Origin of the sequence: Limnochorda sp. L945t (assembly GCF_035593305.1) — a bacterium.
In the GTDB taxonomy this organism is placed as follows: domain Bacteria; phylum Bacillota; class Limnochordia; order Limnochordales; family Geochordaceae; genus Carboxydichorda; species Carboxydichorda subterranea.
On the sequence record NZ_CP141615.1, the window covers coordinates 363,565 to 385,607 of the forward strand.

General features: G+C 69.8%; 22 protein-coding genes. 12 read left to right on the forward strand and 10 right to left on the reverse strand.

Features of this window, described 5'->3' with window-relative positions:
- Positions 1-275 precede the first annotated feature (275 nt).
- Positions 276-1,961 carry an amidohydrolase gene (locus U7230_RS01715; protein WP_324717022.1) on the forward strand — a complete coding sequence of 562 codons (1,686 nt, stop codon included), beginning with the start codon at positions 276-278 and terminating at the stop codon, positions 1,959-1,961.
- 43 nt (positions 1,962-2,004) lie between these two features.
- Positions 2,005-3,510 (forward strand): aldehyde dehydrogenase family protein, encoded by a 1,506-nt coding sequence (locus U7230_RS01720; protein WP_324717023.1) that lies wholly within the window; start codon positions 2,005-2,007, stop codon positions 3,508-3,510.
- Between the two features lie 119 nt (positions 3,511-3,629).
- On the opposite strand, the gene U7230_RS01725 is transcribed toward U7230_RS01720, so the two are convergent.
- Complete coding sequence (locus tag U7230_RS01725) at positions 3,630-5,090, reverse strand: class II fumarate hydratase (protein WP_404980543.1); 1,461 nt, start codon at positions 5,088-5,090, stop codon at positions 3,630-3,632.
- Positions 5,091-5,206: 116 nt separating this feature from the next.
- On the opposite strand from U7230_RS01725, the gene U7230_RS01730 reads away from it, so the two are divergent.
- Positions 5,207-5,773: a hypothetical protein gene (locus U7230_RS01730; protein WP_324717025.1), complete on the forward strand. Its 567-nt coding sequence runs from the start codon at positions 5,207-5,209 to the stop codon at positions 5,771-5,773.
- Here the strand turns inward: U7230_RS01730 and U7230_RS01735 are convergent.
- The 8 genes from U7230_RS01735 to U7230_RS01770 form a co-directional block, all read right to left on the reverse strand.
- The gene (locus tag U7230_RS01735) at positions 5,721-7,097 is read right to left on the reverse strand and encodes a sensor histidine kinase (protein ID WP_324717026.1); all 1,377 of its coding nucleotides are present in this window, start codon (positions 7,095-7,097) and stop codon (positions 5,721-5,723) included. The genes U7230_RS01730 and U7230_RS01735 overlap by 53 nt on opposite strands.
- Positions 7,094-7,801 carry a response regulator transcription factor gene (locus U7230_RS01740; RefSeq protein ID WP_324717027.1) on the reverse strand — a complete coding sequence of 236 codons (708 nt, stop codon included), beginning with the start codon at positions 7,799-7,801 and terminating at the stop codon, positions 7,094-7,096. Before U7230_RS01740 ends, U7230_RS01735 begins: the two co-directional genes overlap by 4 nt.
- Positions 7,776-8,375 (reverse strand): ferric reductase-like transmembrane domain-containing protein, encoded by a 600-nt coding sequence (locus U7230_RS01745; protein ID WP_324717028.1) that lies wholly within the window; start codon positions 8,373-8,375, stop codon positions 7,776-7,778. The genes U7230_RS01740 and U7230_RS01745 overlap by 26 nt, the downstream gene beginning before the upstream one ends.
- Positions 8,365-9,306: an FAD:protein FMN transferase gene (locus tag U7230_RS01750; protein ID WP_324717029.1), complete on the reverse strand. Its 942-nt coding sequence runs from the start codon at positions 9,304-9,306 to the stop codon at positions 8,365-8,367. The genes U7230_RS01745 and U7230_RS01750 overlap by 11 nt, the downstream gene beginning before the upstream one ends.
- Complete coding sequence (locus U7230_RS01755) at positions 9,284-9,730, reverse strand: hypothetical protein (protein ID WP_324717030.1); 447 nt, start codon at positions 9,728-9,730, stop codon at positions 9,284-9,286. Before U7230_RS01755 ends, U7230_RS01750 begins: the two co-directional genes overlap by 23 nt.
- A 97-nt stretch (positions 9,731-9,827) precedes the next feature.
- Positions 9,828-11,351: a SpoVR family protein gene (locus tag U7230_RS01760; protein WP_324717031.1), complete on the reverse strand. Its 1,524-nt coding sequence runs from the start codon at positions 11,349-11,351 to the stop codon at positions 9,828-9,830.
- Positions 11,348-12,514: a sporulation protein YhbH gene (gene yhbH / locus U7230_RS01765; RefSeq protein ID WP_324717032.1), complete on the reverse strand. Its 1,167-nt coding sequence runs from the start codon at positions 12,512-12,514 to the stop codon at positions 11,348-11,350. The genes U7230_RS01760 and yhbH overlap by 4 nt, the downstream gene beginning before the upstream one ends.
- 14 nt (positions 12,515-12,528) lie before the next feature.
- Positions 12,529-14,427 (reverse strand): PrkA family serine protein kinase, encoded by a 1,899-nt coding sequence (locus tag U7230_RS01770; RefSeq protein ID WP_324717033.1) that lies wholly within the window; start codon positions 14,425-14,427, stop codon positions 12,529-12,531.
- 663 nt (positions 14,428-15,090) lie between these two features.
- On the opposite strand from U7230_RS01770, the gene U7230_RS01775 reads away from it, so the two are divergent.
- From U7230_RS01775 to U7230_RS01805, 7 genes are read left to right on the forward strand one after another with little or no spacing between them, the layout of a single operon-like run.
- The gene (locus tag U7230_RS01775) at positions 15,091-15,474 is read left to right on the forward strand and encodes a cytochrome c maturation protein CcmE (protein ID WP_449727800.1); all 384 of its coding nucleotides are present in this window, start codon (positions 15,091-15,093) and stop codon (positions 15,472-15,474) included.
- A 7-nt stretch (positions 15,475-15,481) separates the two neighbouring features.
- Positions 15,482-16,390: a hypothetical protein gene (locus tag U7230_RS01780; protein ID WP_324717035.1), complete on the forward strand. Its 909-nt coding sequence runs from the start codon at positions 15,482-15,484 to the stop codon at positions 16,388-16,390.
- Entirely contained in the window at positions 16,387-17,160 is a 774-nt protein-coding gene (gene ccmA, locus U7230_RS01785) for a heme ABC exporter ATP-binding protein CcmA (protein WP_324717036.1), read from the forward strand. The genes U7230_RS01780 and ccmA overlap by 4 nt, the downstream gene beginning before the upstream one ends.
- Positions 17,161-17,168: 8 nt before the next feature.
- Complete coding sequence (locus U7230_RS01790) at positions 17,169-17,846, forward strand: heme exporter protein CcmB (protein ID WP_324717037.1); 678 nt, start codon at positions 17,169-17,171, stop codon at positions 17,844-17,846.
- 27 nt (positions 17,847-17,873) lie between these two features.
- Complete coding sequence (ccsA, locus tag U7230_RS01795) at positions 17,874-18,587, forward strand: cytochrome c biogenesis protein CcsA (protein WP_324717038.1); 714 nt, start codon at positions 17,874-17,876, stop codon at positions 18,585-18,587.
- Between the two features lie 22 nt (positions 18,588-18,609).
- Positions 18,610-18,777, forward strand: a complete 168-nt coding sequence (locus tag U7230_RS01800) for a CcmD family protein (RefSeq protein WP_324717039.1) — start codon at positions 18,610-18,612, stop codon at positions 18,775-18,777.
- Between the two features lie 4 nt (positions 18,778-18,781).
- Positions 18,782-19,150, forward strand: coding sequence for a hypothetical protein (locus U7230_RS01805; protein WP_324717040.1), 369 nt, complete (start codon positions 18,782-18,784; stop codon positions 19,148-19,150).
- 18 nt (positions 19,151-19,168) lie between these two features.
- Here the strand turns inward: U7230_RS01805 and U7230_RS01810 are convergent, their stop codons facing one another.
- On the reverse strand, positions 19,169-20,194 hold the full coding sequence (locus U7230_RS01810; RefSeq protein ID WP_324717041.1) for a 3'-5' exoribonuclease YhaM family protein: 1,026 nt from the start codon (positions 20,192-20,194) through the stop codon (positions 19,169-19,171).
- Between the two features lie 144 nt (positions 20,195-20,338).
- On the opposite strand from U7230_RS01810, the gene U7230_RS01815 reads away from it, so the two are divergent.
- Entirely contained in the window at positions 20,339-20,800 is a 462-nt protein-coding gene (locus tag U7230_RS01815; protein ID WP_324717042.1) for a PspC domain-containing protein, read from the forward strand.
- A 40-nt stretch (positions 20,801-20,840) separates the two neighbouring features.
- Positions 20,841-22,031, forward strand: a complete 1,191-nt coding sequence (locus U7230_RS01820; protein ID WP_324717043.1) for a pyridoxal-phosphate-dependent aminotransferase family protein — start codon at positions 20,841-20,843, stop codon at positions 22,029-22,031.
- Positions 22,032-22,043 lie beyond the last annotated feature (12 nt).

Genomic DNA, 22,043 nt, shown 5'->3' on the forward strand with positions numbered 1-22,043 from the left:
GTTCGGGGCGGGAAGGAGGGCGAGAGGGGCCGTGAAGAAGAAGGAGACGGCGAAGAAGGACGACAAGAAGAAGAAGTGACGTCGGCCGCTTCGGAGCAACCACCGCTTTGCGGTGGGTGATGTCGGGGTTGGTGATCGACAAGGCTCCCGAGGGCCTTGCGGGGCGGCTCCCTGCGCAGGGAGCCGCCCTGTTTTCCTGCCACGCCGCCGTGCGGGGGCCCTGGAAAGCGCCCAGGATCGAAAGGACGGCAGCAGAGAGGACGGCATCGACCGCGATGGGTGCGTGGATCGAGACGGGTGACCTGCTCATCGAAGGGGTCCGCATCGACCCGCAGCTCGGGGGGCTGGAGCCGGGCAACGCGGAGGCGGCCGGCTCGCGGCCCTCTCCGGTCGAAGACGGCGCGATCTGGATCGCCGGAGGGCGGATCCGGGCCATCGGGCCTCGGGATGCCATTGCGTCGCTGGCCGGGCGCGGCGCCGTACGTTTCGACGGCCAGGGTGCGCTGGCGCTGCCGGGGCTGTGGGACAGTCACCTTCACCTGGGAGCATGGGCGATGGCTCGGAGCCGGGTCGACCTGCGGGGCTGCCGCGACCTCGACGAGGTCGCCAGCCGGCTCCGGGCGCGCGACGCCACGCTTGCCCCGGGAGCCTGGCTCGTCGCGGTGGCCCTGGAGCGCCACCGGGTCGACCCAGGCGGGGCCGGCCTCGACGGGCGTCTGCTCGATCGTCTGTTTCCCCACCGGCCGGTCGCCGTCTTCACCCACGACCTCCACTCGGTGGTCGTCAACCGCCGAGCGTTCGAGCTCCTGGCGCCGGGAGGGCCGGACGCGGCCTGGCCGCAGGGGGCGGTCGTGCAGAAGGATCCCCGCACCGGCGAACCCACGGGAGTGTTGCAGGAGCGAGCCGTGGGGATGGTTGACTCCATGATCGCCCCCGGGCTCCCCGAGCTCACGCAGCAGATCGCGCAGGCCCAGGTAGAGCTCGCCCGTCTGGGGATCACCGGGGTCCAGACTCCGGACGGCCCCGACGAATTCGCCGCCCTGAGCGTGCTCCGGCAGCGGGGAGCGCTGCGGCTGCGGGTACGGTTCTTGCCGCCCGTCTCCATGCTGGACACCCTGAAGTCGGCGAGGATCCGGCAGGGCTTCGGGGACGAGTGGCTGGCGCTCGGGCAGGTGAAGGCTTTCGCGGACGGCTCGCTCGGGTCGCTCACCGCGGCGCTCTTCGAGCCTTACGCCCATTCGCAGTGGCCCTCCCACCGCGGGCAGCTGCTCATGGATGCCGGCGCGGTGGCAACGCTGGCCGCCGAGGCCGCGCGGGCAGGCTTCAGCCTGGCGATCCACGCCATCGGGGATCGGGCCTGCCGGGCGGTGGTGGACGGGTTGGAACGGGCCAGGAGCGAGGGGGCGTGGCTCCCGACGCTGGCGTACCGCATGGAGCACGTCCAGCTCATCCGGCCGGAGGACATGCGCCGCCTGGCGGCGCTGGGCGTCGTCGCCTCCATGCAGCCGGTCCACGCCCCCTCCGACCGGCCGGCCGTCGAACGCCATTGGGTGGGGCGCACCTCTCGGGCGTATGCGTGGCGATCGTTGCGGCGCTCCGGCGTCGTGCTCGCTTTCGGCAGTGACGCGCCCGTCGAGACCGCAGACCCCCTGGACGGCTTGTTTGCCGCGCTGACGGGGCAGTGGCGCTCCGATGCCCCCGGATCGTCCGGGTGGCATCAAGACGAGACCCTGTCACTGGCCGAAGCCGTGGCCGCCTATACCGCCGGCGCCGCGGCCGCCGTCGGGGAGCAGGAGGTTCGGGGGACGCTGCGGCCGGGCATGGCCGGCGACGTCGTGCTGGTATCGCCGGACCTGCGGGAGGCCGACCCGGCCACGCCGGAGGGCCTGCAGGCGTGGCGCCGGGCCCGTGTGGTGGCGACGATCGTAGGAGGGCAGGTGGTCTACCCCCCGCCGGCGTAAGCTGGGCTCAGGAGCAGGAGCCAGAAGGGGGCGACGGATAGCCATGGACTTCTACCCCATGTACATCGGGGGCCGGTGGGTGGAAAGCAGGAGCGGCCAGCGCTTTTCCAGCATCAACCCGGCGACGGGCGAGGTGCTGGGAGAGGTGGCGAAGGGTGGGCGGGAGGACGCCGAGGCCGCGATCGCTGCGGCCAAGGAGGCGTTCGACGGGTGGCGCAAGACGCCTGCGCCGCGGCGAGGGGAGATCCTGTTCCGGGCCGCCGAGCTCCTCAAGGAGCGCAAAGAGTCCATCGCCCGCCTCATGACCCGGGAAATGGGCAAAGTGCTCGTCGAGGCTCGGGGCGACGTACAGGAAGCCATCGACATGACCTACTACATGGCTGGCGAGGGGCGGCGGTTGTTCGGCGAAACGGTGCCTTCGGAGATGCCCAACAAGTTCGCCATGGCCGTCCGGGAGGCCATCGGCGTGGTCGGCGTCATCACCCCGTGGAACTTCCCCATCGCCATCCCGAGCTGGAAGATCATGCCCGCCCTCATCAGCGGCAACACCGTGGTCTTCAAGCCGGCGAGCGACACTCCGATCCTGGGCTATACCCTGGTCAGGCTCCTGGAGGAGGCGGGGATTCCGGCGGGCGTCGTCAACCTCGTCTACGGCCCCGGCAGCACGGTCGGCGAGGCGATCCTGGAGCATCCCGACGTGCCCGTCATCACCTTCACCGGTTCCAACCCCGCGGGGGTCCACGTCAACACCGTCGCCGCCCCCCGGCTGAAGCGGGTCCACCTGGAGCTCGGCGGCAAGAACGCCATTATCGTCATGGACGACGCCGATTTGAAGCTGGCGGTGGAGGGGATCGTCTGGAGCGCCTTCGGGACCTCAGGACAGCGCTGCACGGCGGCCAGCCGGGTGATCGTACACCGGGCCGTCAAGGACCAGCTCCTTTCCATGCTGATCGAGCGCATCCGGGGCCTGCGCCTGGGAGACGGGCTCTTGCCGGAGACCGACGTTGGCCCGGTGATCAACCGGTCGTCCCTGGAGAAGATCCACTCCTACACCGAGATCGCCCGGCTCGAAGGAGCCTCCGTCGCCGTAGGCGGGGAAGTGGCCACCGAAGGCGAGCTGAGCCGGGGGTTTTTCTACAAGCCCACCCTGTTCGTGGACGTCAAGCCGGAGATGCGGGTCGCGCAGGAGGAGATCTTCGGGCCCGTCACGTCGGTCATCCAGGTCGACAGCCTCGAAGAGGCCATCGCGGTCAACAACCGGGTCAGCTACGGGCTTTCGAGCTCCATCTACACGCGCAACGTCAACACGGCCTTCACCGCCATCCGCGACCTGATGACGGGCCTGGTGTACGTCAACCACGGGACCATCGGGTCAGAGGTGCACCTGCCTTTCGGCGGCATGCGCCAGACCGGCAACGGGCACCGGGAGGCGGGCCAGGCGGCCATCGACTTCTACACCGAGTGGAAGAGCGTCTACGTCGACTTCAGCGGCAAGCTGCAGCGAGCCCAGATCGACCGGCCGGAGCCTCAGAGCCCGGCCCGTTCGTGACGGAGGCGCCCGGCGTCGGGGCTCGCTCATGTCGCGACGAAAAGAGGCCGGCCTCGCGGGAGGACGGCCTCTTGCGTGACCATGAAGCGGCGCCTGCGGCTGCCCGAGCGGCTCGCGCCTCACCCGCCGGCGCTGGCCCCGCCCAGGCCGGGGCGGGTCTGGCTCTCGGGATCGAGGAGAGCACGCAGCTCCTCTTCCGGCAGGACCCGGGCCTGCGTGGCCAGCTCCCGGATGGTACGGCGGCTCTCGTACGCCTTCTTGGCGAGATCGGCCGCCCGGTCGTACCCGATGCGAGGCGCCAGGGCAGTCACCATGGCGAGGCTCTGCTCCACGAGCCCCTCGCACCGCTCCCTGTCGGCTTTGAGCCCGGCCACCAGCTTCTCCTGGAAGTTGGCCGCGCCCCGGGCCAGCAGTTGAATGGACTCCAGCAGGTCGTAGGCCATCACCGTCATCATCACGTTCAACTCGAAGTTGCCATGCTGGCCGCACAGCATGATGGTGGTGTCGTTGCCCATCACCTGGGCGCAGACCATCATGAGCGACTCGGCGATGACCGGGTTGACCTTGCCCGGCATGATGGACGAACCGGGCTGGGTGGCCGGTATCAAGAGCTCCCCGATGCCGCAACGGGGACCCGAACCCAGCCAGCGGATGTCGTTGGCGATTTTGAGGAGAGCGACGGCGGCGGTGCGCAGGCTGCCGCTCGCCTCGACCACCGCGTCCTTGGCGCCCTGGGCCTCGAAGTGGTTGTCGGCCTCGCGAAACGCCTGGCCCGTGAGCTGGGAGAGCCGCTCGATGGCCCTCGTGGCGAACTCCGGATGGGTGTTGATCCCCGTCCCTACCGCCGTGCCGCCCAGGGCCAGCTCCCTCAGATCCTCGAGCGAACGCTCGATGCGCCGGATGGCGTGGGTCACCTGGCTCGCATATCCGCTGAACTCCTGCCCCAGCCGGATCGGCGTCGCATCCTGGAGGTGCGTGCGGCCGATCTTGATGATGGGCCAGAACTCCTCCGCCTTGGCCCGCAACCCTGCCTCGAGCCGGCGCAGTGCCGGCAACAGGTCCCGGGTGATGGCCTCGACGGCGGCGACGTGGATGGCGGTCGGGATGACGTCGTTGCTGGACTGGCACATGTTGACGTGATCGTTGGGGTGGACCGCCCGCTTGCCGCGCGGCTGGCCCAGGAGCTCTCCTGCCCGGGTGGCGATGATCTCGTTGGCGTTCATGTTGGTCGACGTGCCGGATCCCGTTTGAAAGACGTCCACGACGAACTGGTGGTCCCATTTGCCCTCGGCGACCTCGGTGGCGGCCCGGACGATGGCGTCGGCGATGGTGGGGTCGAGCAGGCCGAGGTCCCGGTTGACCTCGGCGGCGGCCCGCTTGATCAGCCCCAGCGCGCGGATGAAGTCGCGGCCGAAACGCCGCTGGCTGATGGGGAAGTTGAGCACGGCCCGCTGGGTCGAGGCGCCGTAGTAGGCGTCTTCCGGTACCTGCATCTCGCCCATGGAGTCGCGTTCGATTCGATACCCTGCCACGTGTATCGCCCCCGTACGTCGAATCTCGCGCCCCCAGCTTACCCCCATCGCCCCCTCTGCGGAAGGGACAAACTCCCCGATCGGGACGGCGAGCGCGCGCGGCGGCTATTACAATGGGGAGGGGGACCCGATGAGTTGCGCGCAGGGGCTGGAGGGTGTCGAGGGTGACGGCGAGGCGTCAGGAGAAACTGGAGGCGCTCCGGCACGTGGCCATGCTCATGCGGCCCGATGGGCCGCTTCTCGTCCTCTTCGGGTTCCTGGCCGGCCGCATCGACCAGGTGGAGTTCGTGCGCAACCTGGAGGGCGTCGCGGTGGCCGTCCAGCTGTCGCTGGACGGCCGGATCTGGCCCCGGGTGCCGTTCCGGGGACGGGTCCAGGAGGAGCCCATTTTGAACCCCGTGGCCTTCGTCGACCTGGTGGCGCTCCGCGACGACGAGATCTACGTCCGGGTCGACTTCCCCTGGGGCCAGGAGCCCGAGTGGTACGCGAGGGTCGCACAGGACTCGGCCGTCGACCGCAAGGAGCGCCTCGCCGGGGCCATCGAGCGGATCCGCCAGCGGATCGACTTCGCACTGGACGTCTACCGGACGGCGCAGCCGCTCATCGCAGGCTCGAGCGAGGAGGAGCGCCGGAGGTTGCAGTTCGTGGTGCAGACGGCTCGCGACGAGATCCAGGCGCTCAGCCGCCAGCTCTCGGAGCTGGAGTCCGAGCTGAGCCGTCAGCAGCCCTGAGGGGCAGGCGCACCCGGGCCGTCGTACCGTGGCCCGGGCGTGAGTCGAGCTCGATGGTGCCGCCGTGGGCGGCGGCGATGGCCCGGCTGATGGTCAGCCCCAGCCCGGTGCCGCCCTCGCCGCTCGGCGAGAGGCGCCGGTAAAACGGCTCGAAGGCGCGCTCGATCTCCTCCGGCGCCATGCCCCGGCCCCGGTCGGCGATCTCCAGGACGAGCTCGGGGCCCTGGCGGCGCGCTACGAGCGTCACGAGCGAGTCCGGCGGGCTCGCCTCGATCGCGTTCTTGAGAAGATTGGTCAACAGGCGGGCGACCGCGATGGGGTCGCAGGGGGCCTGCAGGCCCTCCTCCACGTCGGTCACGAGGGTGACCCCCGCCCGCTCGGCCAGGTGCCGCACGTCCTGGACGGCCTGGTCTGCGACGGGCGCGATGGGACAGTCGGGCCGGATGCTCACCCCCGCGCCCTGGTCGTAACGGGCCAGCGCCAGCAGCTGGTTGGCGAGGTCGGTGAGGCGGCGGGCCTGCACCAGGGCCCGCTCCAGCGCATCCCGGTAGGCTTCGGGGGTCTGGGCCGACCGGAGGGCCACCTCGAGGTCCGCCACCAGCGCGCCGAGCGGCGTACGAAGCTCGTGAGAGGCGTCGTCCACCAGCCGCTGCTGCGCCTCGAAGGCGCGTCGAAGGCGCGCCATCATCGTGTTGAACGTGGTGGCCAGCTCCCGCAGCGTGGCATCGCCGTCCGCCGGCGGCACCCGGACGCCCAGGGCCTGGGAGTCGATCTGGGGAGCCGAGGCCAGCTGCGCGGCGGCCTGGATCATCCTCTCCACCGGGGAAAAGGCCCGGCGCGCCGAGAGGAAGGCGACCCCGCTCACGACCACGGTGCCGACCAGGCCGATGACCGCGAGCACCCCTCGCAGTGCCGACAAGGCCTCCGCCATCTCGTGCAACGAGACCTGGCCGACGATCCGGCTGGAGCCGGGGGCGTCGAGGGCCACGAGCACGTCGTCGCTACCCGGCCACAACCATCCGAGACTGCCGAGCTCCGGCCCGTCCGGCCCGCGGCGCAGCACGTAGCGGTACTCTTCGTGCTCGTCGTACCTCCGGGCGAGCCGCTCTGCGAGGTGGGACTCGCGCTCGTCCTCGTGCTCCGGCGAAGCGGCGGGCAAGCCGAGGCGAGAGGCGAGCCGGGTGTCGACCTGCCGCCACAAGACCGAAGCGGCCGCCACGTAGAAGGCGCCCATGGCGAGGAGCATGACCAGCGTCAGTACGGCGGCGGTCGTGACGGCCAGGCGGACCGGGAAGTGGTCCCTCCACCACCCGGCCGGGCTCATCGGGGATCGCCTCCCGGAGAGGACTCGAGCGACTGCTCCACGGTGACCAGGTATCCCACGCCTCTGCGGTTGACCAGGCGCACGTGGCTACCGAGGGCCTCCAGCTTGCGGCGGATGTTCTTGATGTGGGACCAGACGGCCTCTTCGGAGGCGTCCCAAGGCTGTGGCCATGCGGCATCCTGCAGGGCTGCACTCGGCACCGGGGTCCCTCCCGCCTGCACCAGCGCCGCCAGCAGGTCGAACTCCCGCCGCGTCAGCAGCACCTGCCGGCTCCCCACCCTGGCTGCCACCGCCAGGGGGTCGAGCACCAGGTCTCCGTAGCGCAGCTGCTTCTCGCCGCCTCCCGAGGAGCGCCGCACCAGGGCTCGGATGCGGGCCAGGAGCTCCTCGAAGGCGAAGGGCTTGACCAGATAGTCGTCGGCCCCCGCGTCCAGCCCCCGGACCCGGTCGCTCACCCGGTCGAGGGCGGTGAGCATCAGCACGGGCGTACGGTTGCCCTCTCCCCTCAAGCGCGCCAGCACCTGGTCGCCCGACAGCCCGGGCAGCCTCCTGTCCAGCACGATCGCGTCGTACCTGCGATCCGCGGCGAAGAGCAGCGCCTCGTGGCCGTCGGCGGCCGCATCCACCTGGAATCCGGCCGTCTGGAGCCCTCGTTCCAGCGCGTCACGCATGGCCGGGTCATCCTCGATGACCAGCAGCCGCACCCGCCGCGACCCTCCTCTCCTCCGGTGCCCTGTCTCCTGCCCTCTGCCAGCGCTCCGCGGCCACCGTGGCCACGGCCACCAGGGCACCCACGGCCAGCCGGAGCAGCGGTGGCCCCAGGTCGGTGCCGGCCATCAAGCCGTGCCCGACCGCCACGGCGTACATCACGTTGCCCCACCGGTGCACGGCACGCCACCACCGGTTGCCCCAACTCGTCCTCCCATCGAAGCTTATCAGGAGCACGCTGAGCGCATAAAGCGCCAGCACGCCGAGGCCGGTCCCAAACGGCCGGTACGGCGCCACGAACGGGACGAGCAGCGCCTGCCAGGAAAACGGCACCTTCGGGTCGGAGCGCAGGATCAGGGCGTGGAACAACGCAAAGCCCCACGCGACGATGGAGAGCAGGCGGTGCCACGTGAAAGCGGCCGCCGAGGCCCGGGATCGCCGGGCGCGTGCCATCGCTCCCGCGTAAGCTGCCGCCACTGCGAGCGTGTAGAAGAGCAGCGAGGTGAGGCCCGCGGCCCGGGAGAGATACCAGGGGCTCCACCATGCGGCGCTCCAGGATTCAAGAGGCATGGGCGAGCGACACCCCCCAGGTCAGGACGCGCCCGTCCCGTAACCGGACGAACGCCGAAGCGTGGGGCCATCGCTCCATGAGCGCACCGATCCGGCGGGAACCGGCCAGGATCAGCGCCTTCGCCAGCACCTCGGCGCGCAGCGCCCCGCTCTCCGCGACCGTCGCCGAGACGACATCGGTGCGGACCGGAGCGCCGGTGCCCGGGTCGATGAGGTGGTGGGCAGGGCCCAGGGGACCGACCCACCACCGGCGCAGCCCCGACGTCGCGACGCCGCCCTGCCGGACCTCCAGGGCGATGGGGCTGCCGTCCACCTGCACGACCCAAGGGGGAGAGCCGGGGAGAGCACGGGCGGCGACGTCGCCGCCGGCGTCGACGAGCGCGGCCCCGAAGCGCTGCGCCAGCCAGGCCGCCGCCGAATCAGCGGCGAGCCCCTTGACGACGCCGCCGAGGTCGAGGGCCGCTCCCGGACGGATCCGCACGGCCCGGATCGCCCGGTCGAGCTCGAACGGAGGACGGCCGGCCGGGCGCGCCCCCGCCGGCGGCTCTGCCTCGTCGCCCGGCGGCAAGAGGCCGGCCGGGCCACCCAGAGCGTGCCAGTCCCGGTCGTAACCATAGCGGGCGAGGGCCGGGAGCACCCCGGCGTCCACGAGCCCCCCGGTGGCCTCGTACGCCCACTGGGCCGCCTCGAGCGCCCAGAAGAGCAACGGGGAGACCAGGCACCACTGCCCGGCACAGCCGGCCCGGTTGAGGCGGGAGAGCTCGCTATCCGGCCGGAAGCGGCTGAGCGCCCTCTCGATCTCTTCGAACCAGGCCCGCCGCTCGGCCAGCACGCGCCGCGCCGCGTCCTCCTTCCCGGAAGCCGGCCGCACCATCAGCGTGATGGTGGTCCCCATGGCGTCGAAGCTCTCACGAAGGGCGGCTGACGACATCGGGCACCGCCCCCGGCTGCGCCAGGCGGACTCCCGGCGCCTGCACGCTCGCGGAGGGGCGGCGGGAACCGTGCTCGTCCTTCCGCTCGTGCCCCTCCTCGTCATACTCGTGGCCCTCTTCCCCGTACCACCCGTGCTCGGCGTACTCGTGGAAGTCGCCGTGCTCCCCGCCGTACCAGCTCCCGGACGGCGCCAGGCCTTCCGCGGCAGGAGGTTGCAGGGCGTCCGGGCGTGCGGCGCCGGCTACCGGGGGCGAGGAGGACGGCGAAGGCGCCTGTGCCGCGGAGGCGGGCGTTTGCTTCTGGCGGACGAGGCCTCCCATCACGCCCGTGAAGACGAGGATGCCGGCCGTGCCGGCCGCCCAGGGCCACCACCAGCGCCGGTTGCGCCTGGGCGGCGTGGGCCGGGTATCGGATCCAGTCATGAGAGGCATTCTCCTTTCCTCGGCCCATCATGCCACCCTCACCTGGAGCCAACCTGGAGAACGCCGACCGCTCCTGCGGCCCGCCCACGCCGGCTCATCAGGGGCTCGAACGCCGGTGCTGCTCCCCGTCGAAGGAGAAGATCGTCTCCTTGCCGTCGACCACGGTGAGGAGGTGGACAGGGCGCCCCCACAGGCGGTGGACGTGCGGAAGGGTCTTCTCGAGGTGTTCGAGGTCCAGGACCTGGCCGTCCCACTGGTGGCGCAGCAACAGCTCCCCGGCGCCCCGGTAGTCGGCCTCCTCCACCCAGATGGAAGGGATGCCCCCGTTGGCCAGTTTCGCCGCGAGGGCGTCCCTGACGTGCTCCCAGTCGACGCTCTCCACCTGCCACTCGTCCCCCTGGTGGACGAAGGTGAAGAGCTTCAGGTCCTCCACGACCTTCCGGCTGAGGTAGCTACGCACGAAGCTTGCGTCCGTCTCGAGCTCCCGCACCTCGAAGATCTTCTCCCGGCCCTGGCCCCCGGTCAATCCGAGCCGGCGCCGGTCCTCCTCCGAGGGATGGTCCCAGCGGGCTTCGATCGACTCGAAGATCTTCAAGCCCAGGAGATAGGGGTTGAGGTGCAGGGGGTGCGGCTGGATGACCCCGGCGTGCATCCGGGCGAACTCCAGGGCGTCCTCCTCCCCCAGCTCCTCGTCGCGCATGAGGCGCAGGTGCCAGTACGAGGCCCAGCCCTCGTTCATGATCTTGGTCTCGATCTGCGGCCAGAAGTAAAGGGCTTCTTCCCGCACCATGGCCAGCACGTCCCGCTCCCAGGCGTCCAGGTAATCCGAGTGGCGCAGGATGAAGCCCAGCACGTCCTTCTCCGGCCGCGGGGGCCACTTGCGGGCGGGCCGAGCGGCTCCCCCGGGACGGTCGCCGCCGGCCGGTTCCCTGGGGGAGAAGCCCGCCCGCCGGCCCTCCTTCGCACCGGCGGGCGCCTCGGCCCGAGGAGAGGCAGAGGCCCTGGCCGCCTCGAGGCGCTCGTCCAGGGCCCACAGGTCGTCGTAGGGGGTCGACGGGCGTGCGGGCCGGCCCCGCTCCTGCTCGCCTGCGTCATCCTCGTCCTGCGCGGACGGGGGCCCCACGGGGTGAGGGTCCACCTGCTCGGCCAGCGCCAGGGCCGCATCGAGCAGCTGTTCGACCCTTTCCATCCCGTATCGGAACTCGTACCGGGCGATGCGCTCCGCGTGGGCGGCCATGTTCTCCATCATGAAGCGAGAGGTACCCCGAAAGCGCCAGTTGTGCTTGAAGAAGTCACTGTGCCCCAGCACGTGGGCGATGACGAGCTTGTTCTGCAGCAGCGAGTTGCCGTCCAGCAGGAAGGCGTAGCAGGGGTCGGAGTTGACGACCAGTTCGTAGATGCGGCTCAGGTTGTAGTCGTACTCGGTCTTGAGGCGATGGAACGCCTTGCCGAAGCTCCAGTGCGAAAAGCGGGTCGGCATCCCGTAGGCTCCGAAGGCGTATATCACGTCCGGCGGGCACACCTCGAATCGCATGTCATAAAAATCCAGGCCCTCGGCCCGCGCCCTTTTCATGATCCGTTCCGTCCACCGCTCGAGCTCGATCAGCTCCTGATCGGTCACGCCGTGATCACCTCCCTCTCGGGGGTCTGGCGGAAGAAGGCTCGCAGGGCCGGGTAGACTTCGCTCTTGTCGCGGATGGTGACCCGCACGAACCGCGGGTCTTCGATCTTCTGGTACACGGACATGAGCGTGCTGTCGCTGTAGTAGCGGGAGTTGACGATCTCCCCGTACCCGACCGCGCTCGCCCGCTCCAGGAGATCGCCCACCAGCTTGACGCAGCGGCTGTTGTCCGACGGGAAGTTGTCTCCGTCGGAGAAGTGGAAGGCGTAGATGTTGTACTCGTCCGGCGGGAAACGCTCCTCGATGATGGAAAGGGCCAGCTCGTACGCCGACGAGCACTTGGTGCCGCCGCTTTCTCCCTTGGTGAAGAACTCCTCCTCGGTGACCTCCTTGGCCTTGGTGTCGTGCGCGATGAAGACGATCTGGACGTGATGGTACTTGGTCCTGAGGAACCTCACCATCCAGAAGTAGAAGCTGCGCGCGATGTACTTCTCGAAAGTGCCCATGGAGCCCGAGGTGTCCATCATGGCCAGCACCACGGCGCTGGCCCGCATCTCCATCGCCTCGTCCCAGGTCTTGAATCGCAGGTCTTCGGGACGGACGGGGTAGAAGGCCGGCTCCCCGGCCAGGGCGTTGCGGCGGAACGCCTCCAACAGCGTGCGCCGCTTGTCGAGGTTGGCCATCGCCCCGTGACGGCGTACGTCGTTGAACTCGTACCCGGTGGAGACCAGCTCCGGCCGGCGCTTCTGCTGCAAGTTGGGCAGGCCCAGGTCCTCGAAGATGAGTTCGGCCAGCTCGTCGATGGTCACCTCGGCCTCGTAGTAGTCGAAGCCCGGCCGGTCCCCGGCCACGGGGCCCTTGCCCGCCTTGCCGTGCGCGCCGTCACGGGCGATCACGTCACCCGGCCGCTCTGATCCGCTGCCGTGCCCGACGTGGCGCTGCTTGCCGGGGTCGAACCGGAAGCGGTACTCCTCGAGCGACCGGACGGGCACCTTGACGACCTTCTTGCCGTCGGACAGGATGATGCTCTCTTCCGCCACCAGATCGGCCAGGTTCTTGCGGATCGCCTCCTTGACCTTCTGCTGGTGGCGCTGCTGGTCGAGCTGCCCCTTGCGGTGCAGCGACCAGTCTTCCCGGTTGAACAGGAACGGCACGCTTTCCATGATCCCACGACCTCTCACCGGTTGAGCAGGCTACCGGCGTAGCGCACCAGTTCGTTGGCGCAGATCTCGCAGTACCCGTGCTCTTCGATGAGGCGCCGGATGACCTCGTTGAGCTTCTTGAGCTGATCGGGGTCGGGCGTGCGGGTGCTGGTGGTGACCCGGACGACGTCCTTCATGTCGCTGAACAGCTTCTTCTCGATGGCCTCGCGCAAGCGCTCGTGCGAGCGGTAGTCGAACGTCTTGCCGCGGCGGGCGTAGGTGGAGATGCGGATCAGGATCTCTTCCCGGAAAGCTTTCTTGGCGCTCTCCGAGACGCCGATCTGCTCCTCGATGGAACGCATGAGCTTCTCGTCGGGCTCCACCTCCTCGCCCGTCACCGGATCCTTCAGCTTCTGCCAGTTGCAGTACGCCTCCACGTTGTCCAGGTAGTTGTTGAAGAGGTTGCCGGCCGACTCCTCGTAGGAGTAGACGAACGCCTTCTGGACCTCCTTCTTGGCGAGCTCGTCGTACTCCTTGCGGGCGATGGCCACGAAGTTGAGCAGCCGTTCCCGGACCTCGTCGGTGATGGACGGGTGGGAATCGAGGCCGTCCTTGAGGGCCCGTAACACGTCCAGCGGCCCGATACACCGGGCACCCTTGGTGACCAGGGCGCTCGAGATCCGGTTGATCACGTAGCGGGGGTCGACGCCGCTCATCCCCTCGGTCGGGTGTTCGGCCCGCAACTCCTCGACGTCCTTGGGCTTGAACCCTTCCACCTCTTCGCCGTCGTACAGTTTCATCTTCTTGAGCAGGTCCATCCCCTGCTTCTTGGACTCCTTGAGGCGGGAAAGCACCGAGAACATGGCGGCCACCCGCAGGGCGTGGGGCGCGACGTGGACGTCCCGGATCACGTCGCTTTGACGGATGAGCTTCTCGTAGATGCGCACCTCGTCGCTGACGCGCAGGTTGTACGGGATCGGCATGACGATGATGCGGGAGTGGAGCGCTTCGTTGCGGCGGTTGGCGATGAACGCCCGGTACTCTTCCTCGTTGGTGTGGGCAACGATGACCTCGTCGGCAGAGATCAGGGCGAACCGCCCCGCTTTGAAGTTGCCTTCCTGAGAGAGGCTCAGCAGGTGCCACAAGAACTTCTGGTCCACCTTCAGCATCTCCTGGAACTCCATGAGACCCCGGTTGGCCACGTTGAGTTCACCGTCGAACCGGTAGGCGCGCGGATCCGACTCCGAACCGTAGCGGGCGATGGTGGAGAAGTCGATGCTGCCGGTCAGTTCGGAGATGTCCTGGCTCTTCGGATCCGAGGGGCTGAACGTGCCGATGCCGACCCGCTTTTCCTCCGAGAAGACCACCCGCTCGACCGGCACCTCTTCCACCCGGCCGTGATGCTCGGTCTCCAGCATCAGCTGGCAGTGCGGGCACAGCGAGCCTTCGATCTGGACGCCGTACTCTCGTTCGAAATCGGGCCGCAGCGGCGTAGGAATCAGGTGGAGAGGCTCCTCGTGCATCGGGCACCCCTTGATGGCGTACAGGGCGCCCTCGTCGGTGCGGGTGTACGCTTCCAGGCCGCGCTTGAGCATGCTCACGATGGTGGATTTGCCGCCGCTGACCGGGCCCATCAGGAGCAGGATGCGCTTGCGCACGTCGAGCCGGCGCGCGGCCGAGTGGAAGTACTCCTCCACCAGGCGTTCAAGAGCCCGATCGAGGCCGAACAGCTCCCGCTCGAAGAAGCGGTAGCGCTTGGTCCCGTTCACTTCCTCGACGCCGTGCGAAACGATCATGTTGTAGACGCGTGCATGGGCATGCTGCGCGACGCGAGGATTTCGTCGGACGATCTCCAGGTAGTCGGCGAAGGTGCCCTCCCAGTGGAGGGCCTTCTCCTGTTCCCGGTACTCTTCCAGTTTTCTCAGGATTTCCATGGCAGACCAGCCCTCCCAACTCATACAAGAAAACCTGGGGGTTGCAGCCCTCAGGTGAACGAATGCCGGGTCGCGCAAGGGGCCATGACTGGCCGGCGATCCGGTGGCTCGTCGTGGGAAGCGCCTGCTCTGCGATGCCTATCGAATGAAAGCCGTCGGTGGGACGATGCGCCGGTGGACGTCGAAACGGAACGGCTTGCGTGAACCGGCAGGGTACACCAAAGCCCGGCTCCGACGGGCCGGGCGCGAGCGGAACGCATCTCTTCTCCCAGGGGGAAGAGCCTGGAGCTTTTCGATGGCCCGATTGTAAGGTGCGAGGCAGGTGACCGAACCAGCTGGCCAGAACGCGCCGGGCGTCCCGGCTGGACGACGCACTCCCGATCTCGACGGTCGCCGGTAGCCCGGACAGGGCTACTACTTAGATTATACGGATCCGCTGGTTCGAATTCTACCGGCTGGCGACACTTCCTGTGAGATTTTATGCAAGGCGATGCTGCCAGGGGGTCCGGGCGGGCCGATTGCGGACGTTGCCCCTCGGCCCCTATAATGGGGCAGGCGCTCGCGGGCGACTCCGGACGAGAGCGGGCGTCCGTAGGGGGGCTTGCGGCCATCGCGCGGCCACGCAAGCGGAAACTGTGGCATCTTCTGGGCGCTGCCGCCGTCGTGGGGGCTCTGGGTTATCTCATCGTCATGGCGGTGGGCGCCACCGGTGCCTACTATCTGACGGTGGCCGAGGCCCAGGACACGGGGATCGGCCTGGTCGGGCGCCCGGTGCGGGTGCAGGGCATGGTGGAGGGTGCCACGGTGCGGTGGGAGCCCCGCACCATGATGCTGCGTTTCTTCATGCATGACGCCGCGGATCCGGCCCGGAGGCTCGAGGTGCGCTACCGGGGAGCCCGCCCGGACGGCGTGGACGACGGGCGCACCGTGATCGCCGAGGGCCGGCTGATGCCGGGCGCGAGCGCGATCGAGGCGACCACGCTCATGGTGCAGTGCCCCTCGCGCTACGATCCGGAGGCTCCATCCGGCAACGGGACGGGACGCTGATGCATCCATGAGGGGCCGTTGGCGCGCAGGCCGGGCCGTTGGTCTGGCCCTGTTCGTGATAGTGGGCGCAAAGGCGGCGGCCGCCGGCGCAGCGAGCGCACCGGGTGCGGCGGCGAGCGGCATCGCGATGACGGTCGAGGTGGAGCACCTGGTCATCTCGCCGGCCCCCGGGCAGGCCCGGCCCGCCTTCGACGTCCTCGACGTGTTGCGGCTCGCTCCGGGGCCGTGGTCTGCGGCGGGGCAGGCGTTACGGGTACCCCTTCCCGCCGGCTACGAGGGGCTGCGGGTGATCGACGGCCTGGTCCCTGCAAGCCTAAAGCGCCAGCCTGACGCGGTCGTGGGCACCATTGCGGCGCCGGGCGGCGGGCGGCAGGAGGGGACGACCGTAGCCATCGCCTACCGTATCGCCGCTGACGCCCTTCCCCATCCGTGGGCTGTCGAGCGCCCCTTCACGGTCGGGACCCTGATCGTCCTCCTGGACCCGGGCCTGCAGGCGTCGGTCGTCGGAGCGTCCGCGGCCGGCACCGTCGACGTCGAAGGGCGCTCGTACCAGGCGTTCGTGCGGGAGCAGGCAGCGGCGGGGGACGCTCCCGTGCTCCTGGTGCTGGGAAGCGCCGCGGTTGCCGGTGGCGGGCGGCCGGCCGGGCTTCCCTGGAGCGTGGCAGGCGCCCTGGGCCTGATGGGGGCGGGCGCGGCGCTCGTGCTGGTGCTGCGCAGGCGGGAGCGAAGCCGTAGCCGCGTGGCCGAGGCCATCGTCGCGCTCGACGCCGAGTATGGCGCCGGGTATCTGGAGGCGGATCGGTACGAGCGGCAGCGCGCGCTCCTGCTCCGGGAGCTCGCGGGCATGGATCCGGCCACGAGCCGGCGGCCCGAAGGCGGGGACGCGGCGGCGCCCGGTAGCGGGGTCGGCCCGTGATCGAGGCTCGCGGGGTGGTCAAGCGCTTCGGCGGCAGGCCGGTGCTGGCCGGCGTGGACCTTCGGGTGGACGCCGGTGAGGCCGTGGCCCTCTTCGGCCCCAACGGGGCGGGGAAGAGCACGCTGCTCAGGGCCATCGCGGGGGTGGTGCGCCTCGATGCCGGGCAGATCCTGGTGGACGGGGTACCCGCCGGGGAAGCGACCGCCCCCCTGAGGCGGCGTGTCGGGATCCTGGGCCACCAGCCGTTTTTGTACGACCATCTCAGCGCCGAGGAAAACTTGCGCTTCTGGGGACGCGTCTACGGCGTGGCGGACCTATCCCGCCGCATCGAGACGTTGCTTCGCCGGCTCGGCCTGTGGGTCTTCGCCTCGGACCCGGTACGCACTTACTCCCGGGGGATGATCCAGCGCCTGGCCATCGCCCGGGCGCTGCTGCACGAACCGGAGCTCTACTTGCTGGACGAGCCCTTTTCGGGCCTCGATCGCCCGGGAGTGCGGCTCTTGGTCGAGATCTTGCAGGAATTGCGCCAGACGGGCCGCACGCTGCTCGTCGTCTCCCACCGGCCCGACGAGGTGGCTGCGGTCTGTTCCCGCTTCGTGGTGCTCGCGCGGGGACGGGTGGTGGCCGAAGTGCCGAAGGAGGCCGCGGGCGCCGATACCGGGCCTGATTGGGTCCGGTCGCTGGAGGCGCTGGTCGATCAGGCCCTGCGCACCGACCAGCAGGCGGGACGGCCGGGCCTGCCAGACGCGCCGGGCCCGGGGCGGGCGTGAGGGATCCCATGGGCTTCTGGTCGACCGTAGCCGCCATCGTCTGGAAGGATCTGCGGGCAGAGCTGCGCAGCCGGGAGACCGCCGGGACGAGCCTCGTCTTCGCGCTCTTGGCCATCCTCACCTTCAGCTTTGCGCTCGATCCCACCCGGATCGATCCGTCGAGCGTGGCGCCGGGCGTGCTGTGGGTGACGGTCTTCTTCGCCGGGATGCTCGCGCTGGGGCGCTCCATGGGCGTCGAGCAGGCCTCGGGGGCGCTGCAGGGGCTCCTGGCCTCGCCGGCCGAACCCGAGGCGGTCTTCGCCGGCAAGCTCCTGGCCAACTGGGTCTTCTCGGTCATGGTCGAAGCGGTGAGCGTACCGGTGCTGCTCGCCCTCTTCCGGGTGGGAGCCCCGAGGGAGTGGGGCTGGTTCCTGGCGGTGCTGATGCTGGGGACCACCGGCTTCGTCTCCGTCGGCACGCTGTTCGCCACCATCGCGGCAGGTTCCCGGGCGCGAGAGTTGATGCTGCCCCTGCTCTTGCTGCCGGTCGCGGTGCCGGTCGCCATCGCGGCGGTGGAGGCGACGGGCGCGCTCATGTCCAATCTGTCTGCGGCCGACTGGCAGCCGTGGGTGCGCATGCTGGCGGTGTACGACGTGGTGATGCTGGCCGCCCCCCAGTTGCTGTTTCGCTTCTTGCTGGAAGGGTGAGCCCCGACGAAAGGGAGGGTCGGCGCGGTGGAGCAGGGGCACGAGGCGGCGCCCGCCCGGGCAGGGGCCGGGCCCGCTCATCTGGGTTTGACGGTGGCCACGGCGGCGGTGGTAGCCGTGGCCCTGTATCTCGTGCTGGTCTGGGTGCCCAACGAGCGCACGATGGGCGTCGTGTCGCGCATCTTCTACTTCCACGTGGCCTCCGCGTGGAACGCGTTCCTGGCCTTTTTCGTGGTGATGGTCGCCAGCGTCGCCTACCTGTGGAAGCGAAAGACGCGGTGGGATCTGGTGGCCGGCGCTTCCGCCGAAGTCGGAGTGCTCTTCACCACCATCGCCCTGGTGACAGGGACCCTCTGGATGCGCCCGGTATGGAACGTGTGGTGGACCTGGGATCCACGGCTGACCACCACGACGGTGCTGTGGTTTTTGTACGTGGGGTACCTCGTGCTGCGGGGCACGGTGGAGGGGGACGACCGGCGGGCCCGGCTGTCCGCCGTCTTCGGCATCATCGCGTTCGTCGACGTGCCGGTGGTCTTCGAGTCCATCCGGTGGTGGCGGACCATCCATCCCCAGGTGCTGGGACCCGGGCAGATCAACATCGCCCCGGAGATGCTGGTGACGCTGCTCGTGAGCGTGGCGGCGTTCACCCTGCTGTATGCCTCCTTGTGCTGGACGGCGTACCGGGTAGGCGCGGCGCAGCTCTCCCTGGAGCGGATGAAGGCCCGGTTGCGACTCGGCTGAACGATGGAGGAGGCAGCGACCCATGGCCTTTTTCCAGGCCGCGTACGTCCTTCTCTGGGCGCTACTGATCGGATACCTTTACTACCTCGGGCAGCGCCAGCGCCAGGTGGAGCGGGAGCTCGAGAGGGTCAGGCAGAGCCTCGCGGAGCGCTCGGCAGGGTCGGACGGGGACTCGCCCGGAACATACTAGGGGTGTGAATCTCCGGGAGTGGTACGAGCGCCCCTCCGGCGGCCGCCACGCGTGGCTCGCCCGCGTGCTCAAGGCCGTCGCCGTGCTGCTGGCAGCCGGGGTCGTGGTGATGCTGGCCTGGGGCGGGACGCTCGCGATCCGAGGCGGCATGTCGCGGCTCATCCCCATGGAGTCCGTCCCGCGCACGGTCGAACACGCCGTGGTGGTACGGGACGCGGCCACGGGGCGGTACTTGCTGTACACCGAGATCGAGGTGAAGCCCGAGGACCTCGTGCTGCTGCCGGATGAGCGGGTCTTCCGCATCGAGCGCGTGCACCTCGGTACCGCCTGGGCCCGGTACGTCGGCCGGCGGGCCGAGGTGCTGGGCCGCTGACGGCGTGGCCGGGAGCCTCTACGCCGAATCCGGCTGGAAGGCGCCGGGAGGCTCGCCCTCGGGCGCGGAGCGGGTGAAGCCCGTGTAGGCCCTGATCCCGAGGCGCGGGTCGTACTCGCTCCACCCGTCGCCGGGGCCGCCGCCGGCGTCGACCCGCTCGTACAGGCGGCGCACCTGGTTGAGCCGCGCGCTGGCCTCGTCCGCCAGGTAGACGATCCAGGCGTTCATCGTCCGGGGCAGGACGGGAGCCCCGTGCTCCGCCGACCCGTGGTGGCTCAAGACGCAGTGGACCAGCTCTTCCCGGAGGTCGTCCGGGAAGTGCTCGATGGCCCGCGCGTGCGCTTCCACCAAGCGGGCGCCCAGATAGACGTGGCCCAACAACTCTCCTTCCCTCGTGTAGACGAACCCGTGGCCTTGCTGGTCCAGCTCGTAGAGCTTGCCGACGTCGTGCAGCAGGATCGCCGTCACCACCACGTCGGGATTCGCGTACTCCGGATGCAGGCGGCTGAGCGTCAGGCCGATGTCGACCATCTCCAGGACGTGCTCGAGCAGGCCGCCCAGGTACGCGTGATGCACCTCCCGCGCCGCGCTCGTGCGGCCGTAGGCCTCGCGTAACAGCCCGCCGGGCCCGAGCAGGCGACGGAGCAGCTCGTGCAGCCACGGGTTGGCGACCTGCTCGATGACGCCGTCCAGCCGGCGCACGAGTTCGGAGGCAGGGAAGCGGGACGACGGCAGGAAGTCGGCCGCATCCAACCGGTCCGAGGGCGTGGCGGCGCGAAGCTTGTGCACCCGGATCTGGAGCTTGCCCCGGTACTCCTCGACTTCGCCCATGACCCGGACGATGTCGCCGTTTTCGAACGCCTCGAAGAGCTGGGGGCCGTTGTCCCAGGCGACCGCGCTCATCCACCCGGTCCGGTCGCCCAGCCGCAACCGGAGGTAGCGGCGGTTGTCGGACGTGGTGGCCAGGGCCTTGTCCTGGGCCGCGAAGAAGTCCAGGACGCTGTCTCCTCGCTTCAGCGACCCGATCCAGTATTGTTTGGCCATGGGCTCCAGCGCCTCCTGGGCTTGAGCCTATGGTCGGTGCACCCGTCGTGTCAACGCCAGGATCGGGGACCGGCGGAGGCGAACTCGTAGCCGCGTGGGACGGGCGGCGCCCACCACGGAGAAAGGGAGAGGGCCCGGACAACGATGGCAACCACACCGCTTTACCGGCCGACCCGGGGGGCCATGGTCTTCGGAGTGTGCGCGGGGCTCGGGCGGTACTTCGACGTGGACCCGGTGCTCATCCGGCTGAGCTTCGTGCTGCTGGCCTTCTTCGGAGGCCTGGGGATCGTGGCGTACGTCGTGCTGGCCCTGGTCATGCCCTCGGAGCGGTCCGTGGCGCAGGGCGCCTGGGACGTGGTACGGGAAAACGCCCGCGAACTGGGCCAGACGGTTTCAGTGGCCGGCCAGAGCGTGAGCGAGGCGGTCCGCTCCGGCGGGGGCGCGGACCGCCGGCGGCGCCTGTTCGGGGTGTTCCTCATCGCCCTGGGAGGCGTGATCGTCCTTGCCAACCTCGGGATCTTCTGGTGGGTGCGCTGGGACATCCTCTGGCCTACGGTGCTCATCGGGTTGGGGCTGTTGCTGGTGCTGAGGAGCCCTCGCCCGTGAAGCGGCGCAGACGACCGGGGAAAGGGCAGGAGGGACGCCGGTGAGTAGCACGCGCACATCCCTGGAAGGGCTTCCCGAGACGTTGCTGATGGGCCCGGGTCCGTCCATGGTCCATCCCTCCACGTTGCGGGCCATGGCGGCGCCTTCGCTGGGTCATCTCGACCCCCGTTTCCTCGCCATCATGGACGAAACGGTCGGCATGTTGCGCCGGGTCTTCGCCACGACCAATCCCATCACCCTGCCGCTATCGGGTACCGGCACCGCGGGCATGGAGGCGGCGCTGGCCAACGCCATCGAGCCGGAAGACCGGGTGATCGTGGTCGTCAACGGCTACTTCGGCGATCGGATGGCAGAGATGGCTCGCCGGCTGGGCGGCGAGGTCGACGTGGTGGAGGTGCCGTGGGGGAAGGCGGTGGATCCCGAACAGGTCGAAGAGGTGGCACGGCGGGGTCGGGCGCCCCGAGTGCTGGCCATGGTGCACGCGGAGACGTCGACGGGCGTGCTCCAGCCCATCGAGCCGCTGGCGGCCCTGGCCCGCCAGTACGACGCGTTGCTGGTGGTCGACGCGGTGACCTCCCTCGGAGGGGTGCCCGTCGAGGTGGACCGGGCGGGGGTCGACCTGTGTTACTCCGGTTCACAAAAGTGCCTGAGCGCGCCGCCGGGCCTGGCGCCGTTCACGGCATCGCCGCGGGCGATGCGGCGCCTCGAAGCGCGCAAGCGCGACGTCTTTTCCTGGTACCTGGACTTGCGGCTCGTGGCCGCCTACTGGGGCCAGCAGCGGGTTTACCACCACACGGCGCCCGTCCACATGGTCTACGCCCTGCACCGGGCGCTCGAGCGGGTGTTGGAGGAGGGCCTGGAGGCTCGCTGGCAGCGCCATCGCCGCGTGGCCCGGGCGCTATGGGCGGGCCTCGAGGCGCTGGGGCTGCAGCTCGCCGTCACCGATCCGGCTCTGCGCATCGCGAGCCTGACGACGGTTCGGGTACCCGAAGGGGTGGATGACGCCGGCGTTCGCAGGACCTTGCTGGAAGAGTTCGGCATCGAGATCGGGGGTGGCTTGGGGCCCTGGAAGGGCCAGGTGTGGCGGATCGGGACGATGGGCGAGTCGGCGGCGCTGCGCCACGTCAGTCGGCTGGTGGCCGCCCTCGGCGAGTTGTTGCGCCGGCAGGGATGGCGCAACGACGTGACCGGGGCGCTGGCGGCCGTGACGGAGGCGGCCCGGCGGGAGTAAGCGCGGGCGGCC

Excerpts from the sequence above, each read along its gene's own strand:
- U7230_RS01725 (WP_404980543.1), bottom strand. The coding sequence starts at position 5,090 with ATGGGGGTAAGCTGGGGGCGCGAGATTCGACGTACGGGGGCGATACAC.
- U7230_RS01790 (WP_324717037.1), top strand. The coding sequence starts at position 17,169 with ATGGGCTTCTGGTCGACCGTAGCCGCCATCGTCTGGAAGGATCTGCGG.
- U7230_RS01720 (WP_324717023.1), top strand. The coding sequence starts at position 2,005 with ATGGACTTCTACCCCATGTACATCGGGGGCCGGTGGGTGGAAAGCAGG.
- U7230_RS01815 (WP_324717042.1), top strand. The coding sequence starts at position 20,339 with ATGGCAACCACACCGCTTTACCGGCCGACCCGGGGGGCCATGGTCTTC.
- U7230_RS01800 (WP_324717039.1), top strand. The coding sequence starts at position 18,610 with ATGGCCTTTTTCCAGGCCGCGTACGTCCTTCTCTGGGCGCTACTGATC.
- U7230_RS01810 (WP_324717041.1), bottom strand. The coding sequence starts at position 20,194 with ATGGCCAAACAATACTGGATCGGGTCGCTGAAGCGAGGAGACAGCGTC.
- U7230_RS01735 (WP_324717026.1), bottom strand. The coding sequence starts at position 7,097 with ATGAGCCCGGCCGGGTGGTGGAGGGACCACTTCCCGGTCCGCCTGGCC.
- U7230_RS01715 (WP_324717022.1), top strand. The coding sequence starts at position 276 with ATGGGTGCGTGGATCGAGACGGGTGACCTGCTCATCGAAGGGGTCCGC.
- U7230_RS01755 (WP_324717030.1), bottom strand. The coding sequence starts at position 9,730 with ATGACTGGATCCGATACCCGGCCCACGCCGCCCAGGCGCAACCGGCGC.
- U7230_RS01780 (WP_324717035.1), top strand. The coding sequence starts at position 15,482 with ATGAGGGGCCGTTGGCGCGCAGGCCGGGCCGTTGGTCTGGCCCTGTTC.
- U7230_RS01750 (WP_324717029.1), bottom strand. The coding sequence starts at position 9,306 with ATGTCGTCAGCCGCCCTTCGTGAGAGCTTCGACGCCATGGGGACCACC.
- U7230_RS01770 (WP_324717033.1), bottom strand. The coding sequence starts at position 14,427 with ATGGAAATCCTGAGAAAACTGGAAGAGTACCGGGAACAGGAGAAGGCC.
- yhbH (WP_324717032.1), bottom strand. The coding sequence starts at position 12,514 with ATGGAAAGCGTGCCGTTCCTGTTCAACCGGGAAGACTGGTCGCTGCAC.
- U7230_RS01745 (WP_324717028.1), bottom strand. The coding sequence starts at position 8,375 with ATGCCTCTTGAATCCTGGAGCGCCGCATGGTGGAGCCCCTGGTATCTC.